The sequence below is a fragment of the Micromonospora sp. NPDC050695 genome (assembly GCF_040654415.1).
Classification (GTDB): domain Bacteria; phylum Actinomycetota; class Actinomycetes; order Mycobacteriales; family Micromonosporaceae; genus Micromonospora.
On sequence record NZ_JBFAHZ010000089.1, the window covers coordinates 5,301 to 12,395 of the forward strand.

Annotated in this window: 5 protein-coding genes and 1 tRNA gene; 4 read left to right on the forward strand and 2 right to left on the reverse strand. The window is 69.6% G+C overall.

Annotated features, from left to right (window positions below; translation table 11 throughout):
• The first annotated feature begins 195 nt into the window (after positions 1–195).
• Positions 196–1,263 carry an alpha/beta hydrolase gene (locus AB0H52_RS30725; RefSeq protein ID WP_151489441.1) on the forward strand — a complete coding sequence of 356 codons (1,068 nt, stop codon included), beginning with the start codon at positions 196–198 and terminating at the stop codon, positions 1,261–1,263.
• Between the two features lie 9 nt (positions 1,264–1,272).
• On the opposite strand, the gene AB0H52_RS30730 is transcribed toward AB0H52_RS30725, so the two are convergent.
• The gene (locus AB0H52_RS30730; protein WP_151489440.1) at positions 1,273–1,968 is read right to left on the reverse strand and encodes a hypothetical protein; all 696 of its coding nucleotides are present in this window, start codon (positions 1,966–1,968) and stop codon (positions 1,273–1,275) included.
• Positions 1,969–2,126: 158 nt separating this feature from the next.
• Here AB0H52_RS30730 and AB0H52_RS30735 point away from each other — a divergent pair.
• Together AB0H52_RS30735 and murF are read left to right on the forward strand one after the other, a co-directional pair.
• Positions 2,127–2,199: transfer RNA gene (locus AB0H52_RS30735), tRNA-Arg, on the forward strand.
• A gap of 93 nt (positions 2,200–2,292) precedes the next feature.
• Positions 2,293–3,690: a UDP-N-acetylmuramoyl-tripeptide--D-alanyl-D-alanine ligase gene (gene murF, locus AB0H52_RS30740; protein WP_357951758.1), complete on the forward strand. Its 1,398-nt coding sequence runs from the start codon at positions 2,293–2,295 to the stop codon at positions 3,688–3,690.
• Between the two features lie 3 nt (positions 3,691–3,693).
• Here the strand turns inward: murF and murC are convergent, their stop codons facing one another.
• Positions 3,694–5,139, reverse strand: a complete 1,446-nt coding sequence (gene murC, locus AB0H52_RS30745; protein ID WP_357951752.1) for a UDP-N-acetylmuramate--L-alanine ligase — start codon at positions 5,137–5,139, stop codon at positions 3,694–3,696.
• A gap of 1,006 nt (positions 5,140–6,145) precedes the next feature.
• Between murC and AB0H52_RS30750 the strand changes: the two genes are divergently transcribed.
• Positions 6,146–7,036 carry a hypothetical protein gene (locus AB0H52_RS30750; RefSeq protein ID WP_357951754.1) on the forward strand — a complete coding sequence of 297 codons (891 nt, stop codon included), beginning with the start codon at positions 6,146–6,148 and terminating at the stop codon, positions 7,034–7,036.
• Positions 7,037–7,095: the final 59 nt, after the last annotated feature.

Sequence of the window (7,095 nt, forward strand, 5' to 3'; positions counted from 1 at the left end):
AGGCGCGAGGGCCGAGGGCCAGGCGCGAGGGCCGAGGGCCAGGCGCGAGGGCCGAGGGCCAGGCGCGAGGGCCGAGGGCCAGGCGCGAGGGCCGAGGGCCAGGCGCGAGGGCCGAGGGACCGGGAGCGCGGTACAGGAGCCGGGGGGCGGGCACGGGGCTACCGCTCGGTAGGTTGCCGGCGTAGCGTCGCCCTCGTGGAACCGGACGTGTTGGGGCCGCCCTACGAGCGGCAGACGATCGACCTGGGCACCGACGACGAGGGGTCCGTCATCGCGACCCTGGTCCGGCGGCGGGCCGAGCGGCCCACCGGGCGGGCCGTGCTCTACGTGCACGGCTTCGTCGACTACTTCTTCCAGACCCACCTGGCCGACTTCTTCGCCGAGCGGGGTTGGGATTTCTACGCCCTCGACCTGCGCAAGTACGGTCGCAGCCTGCTCCCCGGTCAGACCCCGAACTTCTGCCGCGACATCAGCGACTACTTCCCGGAGCTGGACGCCGCCGCCGCGATCATCCGCACGGAGGACGGGCACGACACGCTGCTGGCGATGGGCCACTCCACCGGCGGCCTGATCATCTCGCTCTGGGCGGACGCCCGCCGCGACGCCGGCACCATCGACGGCCTGGTCCTCAACAGCCCCTTCTTCGACCTGAACGCTCCCTGGGCGGTCCGTCGACCCCTCGCGGCCGCCGTCTCCCGCTTGGGCCGCAGGGCGCCGCACCGCATTCTGCCGTTCGGGCTGGGCACGGTGTACGGCGAGAGCATCCACGCCGACCACCGCGGCGACTGGAGCTACGACCTGGCGTGGAAGCCGCTGGCCGGGTTCCCCGTCCGGGCCGGCTGGCTGAACGCGATCCGCACCGGTCAACGTCGGCTGCGCGCCGGACTGGACATCCAGGTGCCGGTGCTGCTGGCCTGCTCGACCCGTTCCTTCCGGGGCACCAAGTGGCACGACAACGCGACCCTGGCCGACGCCGTGCTGGACGTCGAGCACATGGTCCGGTACGCGCCCCGCCTCGGCCGGCACGTCACCCTCGCCCGCTTCGACGGCGGGTTGCACGACCTCACGCTCTCCGGCCCCGCCGTCCGGCGGAAGGTCTTCGACGAGGTCGGCCGCTGGGCCGAGGCGTTCCTGGCCGCCGGCCCCACCGCCCCGGCAGCCGCCTCGGCCACCGACACCATCCCGAACGCCGACGAGCCCCGACTGCCGGACCCTCGGCAGCCGGCAGCCGACCCGGCAGCCGCTTCGACGCCCGGCCGCTGACCAAGAGGCTCAGGCGTCGCCGGGCGTGGCCGGGAGGGCGGCCTCGATCCGGTCGAAGGTCGCCACCGGGTGACCGTCGACGCCGGGCAGCACCAGGCCCAGGCAGTACAGCGACACGTCCCCGTCGGTGTCGGCCTGGACGACGAAGACGGGTGCCCCGACGTACCCCGCTGGCAGCTCCCCGGTGATCCGCACGTCGTCCCCGTCGCGGACCACCCGCTCGATCGCGACCTCCAGTGGGCGCGACCCGTCCTCGCGTACCCCATGGGCCAGAATGAAGGCGGAAGCGGCGTCGGCGCCGAGGCGCGCGACGGCCTCGGGCCCGGCGGCGATCGCGGCGGGCACGGGCTGTACCCGCCATCGCCAGCCACCGTCGCCGGCGTACCGGTGCAGCCCGGCGGTCGGCAACACCGCGACCCCGTCACCCGGATAGCGGGCCCAGCCGGGCAGGATCTCGGCGTCGGAGACGGCGTCCGGGGCCACCCCGTCCGGTTCGGTGACGCTCCCCCGCAAGCTCAGCTCACCGCCCGGGGCACCGACCAGGTCGGCCGCCGTCAGCAACGCCTCCCCCACCGGGTCGTCACCGCTCTGGAAGAAGAAGGCGGTGCCGACGGCGTCGGACGTGCGGTACGGCAGGATGGCGCGGCCGACGACCTGGCACAGCTCGTAGGCGACGCCGCTCTCGGCATCGGGATCCAGCAACACCAGCCGAGGGTACGGTCCGCCGCGGGGTCGGCCTGCGGGAACCCGGATGCCGGCCGCCCCACCTCCGTGAGACCCTGCTCGGCAACGTGGACGCGGGCACCCTTTACACCGGCGCGCCGTGGGTTGGCGGTACCCTTCTGGCGCGACACCCACGCCGCGCGCCCGTAGCTCAGCGGATAGAGCAGGGGACTTCTAATCCCAAGGTCGTAGGTTCGAACCCTACCGGGCGCACAGGTACCTCCCCCCGGGTTTGACCTCAGCAACACCGGCCGATGGATCGGGCACAGTATTGGTCCGGCGCGGTAGGTTCACCTCGTGCTGCCGATGACCCTCGAAGAGATCTCAGCCGCGATCGGCGGAGCCGTCCACGACGCCCCCGACACGGTGATCGTCACGGCCCCGGTGGTGTTCGACAGCCGGCGCGTGGAGCCCGGCGGGATGTTCGTGGCGCTGCCGGGTGAGCGCGTCGACGGGCACGACTACGCCGCCCAGGCGGTTGAGGCCGGTGCGGTAGCGGTGCTGGCGTCACGACCGGTCGGGGTGCCGGCGGTGGTCGTCGAGGACGTGCCTGCCGCCTACGGACGCCTCGCCCGCGCGGTGGTCGACCGGCTGCCCGAGACCACGGTTATCGGTGTGACCGGCTCGGTAGGCAAGACATCGACCAAAGACATCCTGGCGCAGGTGCTTCCGGTGTTCGGTCCGACCGTCGCCAACCGTGGATCGAACAACAACGAGCTTGGGTTGCCGTACACGGTCACCCGCGCCGCCAACGGCACCCACTATCTCGTCTTGGAGATGGGCGCACGCGGCATCGGACACGTGGCCTACCTGACCCGCATCGCCCCGCCCGCCGTCAGCGTCGTCACCCGTGTCGGGCACGCGCACCTGGGCGAGTTCGGTTCGGTGGCGAACATCGCTCAGGCCAAGGGTGAGATCGTGGAAGCGCTGCCCGCAACGCACGACGGCGGTCTCGCGGTGCTTAACGCCGATGATGAGTTGGTCGCCGCGATGGCGAGCCGCACCCGCGCCCGCGTACTCACCTACGGCATCGACAACCCGGCGGACGTGCGGGCCGAGAACGTGACATTGGACGGGCTGGGCCGCGCCAGCTTCCGGCTCGTGCACGACGGCCAGACCGCCGAGGTGCGGTTGCGCCTCTACGGGCTGCACCAGGCGTCCAACGCCCTTGCTGCCGCGTCCGTCGCTCTCGGGCTGGGCCACCCAATCGAGGCCGTGGCTGAGGCAGTTTCTCGCGCCGAGGCCGTGTCACCAGGCCGGATGCAGGTCACCACCCGCGCGGACGGGGTGACGATCATTAACGACGCCTACAACGCCGCGCCCGACGCCATGCGCGCCGCCATGCGCGCCCTGCACGGCATGACGAGAGACGGTCAGCGGGCAGTCGTCGTGTTGGGCGAGATGGCCGAGTTGGGCGAGCACGCCCCGCAGGTGCACCGCGAGATCGGCCAGCAGGTGGCCGAGATCGGCGCCGGCTGGCTGGTGGCGATTGGCGGGACGGACGCCGACCAGTACGCCGCCGGGGCCGCCGGCAGCGGCACAGTGGTTGATCGCGCCGCGGACGTGGCGCAGGCGTGGGAACTGCTGCGCAGGGGGGTACGACCGGGCGATGTCGTGTTGGTGAAGGCCTCGAACAGCGCCGGGCTCCTCGCGCTTGCGAACAAGCTGATCGAGGAACCCGGCGCTGTCACCGCTCAGGCGTAGGGATCACGCGGACAACGCGACCTCGGAGCGCTGGCTCAGGGCGTCCCGGATCACCGCGCCGTAGCCGGTCACATCACCGGTGCCCATCGTCAGCACCACGTCACCGCGACCAGCCATCCCCCCGACGATCCGGGCGACGTGATCCGCGCCAAGCGGCAGGCAGTATTGACCGTCACGCAAGTGAGTCACGATGACCGTTGCGTCGGCCGCCGGCCGCACCTGAGGCACGGTGCCGTGCACGTCGAGCAGCAGGACGTAATCGGCCTTGTCCGCCAGGAGCCGGCCGATCCGCGAACTGAAAGCCAGCACCCGGGCATGCCCGGATGGCTGGAACACCACGATGACCCGGCCGCGAGCCAAGGTGCGCGCGGCTTCCAGGTCGGCCGCAATCTCCTTCGGATGGTCGGCGTAGGAGTCGATCACCGTCACACCGGCCCGAGTATCGACGTGCTCGAAGCGACGGCGTACCCCGGTGAAGGTGCACGCCGCTCCCGCCGCGTCGGCGGGGTCCAGGCCCAGGGCCACCGCGCACGCCACGGCCCCAACCGCGTTTTCCAGGTGGTGCGCCGCCGGGGTCGGCAGGGTCAGCCGCACCGTCGTCCCGTTCGGCATCCGGACGGTCGCCGAAACGCTCCACCCCTCCGCGTGCACATCGAGCAGGCAGATATCGGCCGTGCGGCTCCGGCCGTAGCGCAGCACCGTCAGGTCAGGTCGCTCGTCAGCGATGACTTCGGCAGCCACGTTCGCGCCGACGCAGTCAGCGTTCACGATCAGGAACCCGTGATGAACGATCCGGGAGCCGAACTCGACGTAGGCACGCATCACTGCGGCGTGGTTGACGAAGTTTTCCGGGTGGTCGTCAGTGACGTTGGTGATGATGGCGATCGACGGGGTGAGGAAGTGGAACGATCGGTCCGACTCGTCGGCCTCTGCGACCAGCAGGCGGGACCCGCCGAGACGGGCGCCAGAGCCCGGCCCGGTCAGGTCAGCCCCGATCAGGTAGGTCGGGTCCTCCCCGAGGGTCCGCAGGATGTGGGCCAGGATGCCGGTCGTGGTGGATTTGCCGTGTGAGCCGGAGACCGCGACGAGCCGCCGGTTGGCGCTGAGCGCGTCGAGAACCTGTGCCCGGTGGACCACCGGGATACCGGCGGCACGGGCCGCCCTAATCTCCGGGGCGTCTTGGGCAACGGTGGTGTAGACGACGCAGCTCGCGCCCTGCACGTGGGAAGCTTCGTGCCCGACGTGCACCCGCACGCCCGCAACGACCAAGGCCGCGAGTGTGGCGGAGTCGTTCAGGTCACTGCCGCTGACCTGGTGGCCCAGTTCGGCCAGCAGTCGGGCCAGGCCGGACATCGCGGACCCACCGACGCCCACGAAATGCGGACGGGACAGGTCAATGGGTCCGGTGTAAGCCTCGATCGTCGGGTTACCAGTGATCGTGTCGGTCATGGTGCTGTGTCTCCTTCGATGTGAGAGCTGACGGGTTCCGTGCCGTGAGCTGACGTGCGAGGGGGTCCGCTCCTTCCGACGGGTGCGATTCCTTGCGCGCGGCCGAGGCGTCCTCGGGTCACCGCCTCGGCCGCGCGGGTCCAATCGATATGCGTCGGCCTTTAGGGCGAGGCCGGAGACGGTGGCACGCCACTGCCGGGAAACGGCAGATAGCCAGTAGCCGGCGGCGCAGCACCGAACGCCTGTTGCTTCCGCTCTCGCCTGCGCGCTGCGCGGCATGAGGGACACGCACACGGGCGGCCACCAGGGAAGCGGAGTGACCGGTGCGGGCGATGCCTTGGTCGGATCAGATCCGCGTCGTCGTCATCCACGTGCGACGTCACTGCTTCCCCAGGGTGGGGTGTTCACGGCGCCCCCGACGACGGCACGAGACGATGCGCCGAAGAGTGCAGGGCCGCCGACCCGACGCGCGTTGATCAGCTCAGGGCGTGTCGCTCCCGGGTTCCGCCTGGGTAGACGCAGTGAGCGGCGGAATACTCGAACGGCGTCTTCGCGTTGCGGGCATGACCCCGACTTTCCGCAGCCGGCGCAACAACCGTTGGCGCTCAAAACCGTGTGCCGATCCAAAACCAGTTGTGCCCTGTCGATCTGCCCGCCGCCGGAGTAAGTAGTCACGCGATTTCACCTCCCGAGGGGGCAGGGCGACGCCGCATGAGTAACAACCTCTCGTCCACGCGGCGCACCCTGCCCGTCACCCACCACTACGGCGCACACCGCTCGTAGCAATGGGGATTCCGTCCAGATTTCAGCCACACAAGACCGACGCGACGCAGGGCTAATCAATTTGCCGATTCGTCGTCGTCTTGCGTACCTACAGCGAATCGCAAATCACCGCCGTTAGGTACTCTGTGACGCACGTCGAAGCGGTGAACGTGGTGAAAGATCGACTTCTATGCGGGGGTACACAGTGCCGCAAGCGGGACCCGGCAACGCCAAGCTCGCAGCCGTGATCGCGGAAGCTGGGATGTCCCATGCCGAGGTGGCACGAGCACTGGTCCGCGTCGCTCAGGAGAGCAACGTGGACGAGTTGACCGGGGTCGGCCGTTCCCACGTCTCGCACTGGATCGCCGGCTCGAAGCCCTCTGGACGAGCACCCGTGCTGCTCTGCGAAGCGTTGTCACGCAAGCTCGGACGCGCGCTGACCTTGGAGGACATCGGTCTACCGACTCCACTGCTGTCCTCATCGGACATGCTTGGGTGGCGAGTCGATACGCTGGCCGCGCTGACCGAACTCGGGAGAGTCGCCAGCATGACCGTAGGCAAAGGCGACGTTGACGCGGTACAGGACATGGTGTCGCTGTTCTCGCGCGTCGACCAGCGCCGAGGCGGCGGGCACGCCCGGTCAGCAGTGGTCCAATATCTCAGCTCAGACGTTGCGAGTTACCTATGCGGACGCTACGTAGACGAAAAGCTGAGACGCGACATGTTCAGTGCGGCCAGCGAGCTTTCGTACCTTGCAGGATGGATGGCGTTCGACAATGGCGAGCACAACGTCGCGCAGCACTATTTCACCGTCGCAGTGAAGTTAGCTGCCGAAGCCGACAACCCGGCAATGGCGGGCCACGTCCTCCGGGCGATGGCACACCAGGCGATCGACCTGGGGCACCACAAGCACGCTCTCGATCTCGCCAATGCCTCGGTGCACGGCGACCGCTACGAGACGGCTGCTCCACGGGAGCGTGCCCTCATCGGGGTGGTCCATGCTCGCGCTCTAGCAGTGAATGGCGAGACCCAAAGCTCCGCCCGCGCGCTGCTCCGAGCAGAGGACGACCTTGCCGCCGCGCAGGGAGACGACGAGCCCGCGGAGCCTGTCAAGTCAACTGAGACATTTTCTTGATTTTGTTTAGCTTTGTGCTGCTGGTTGGTTAAGCACAGGCGAGGCGGTGGTCTGTGCGG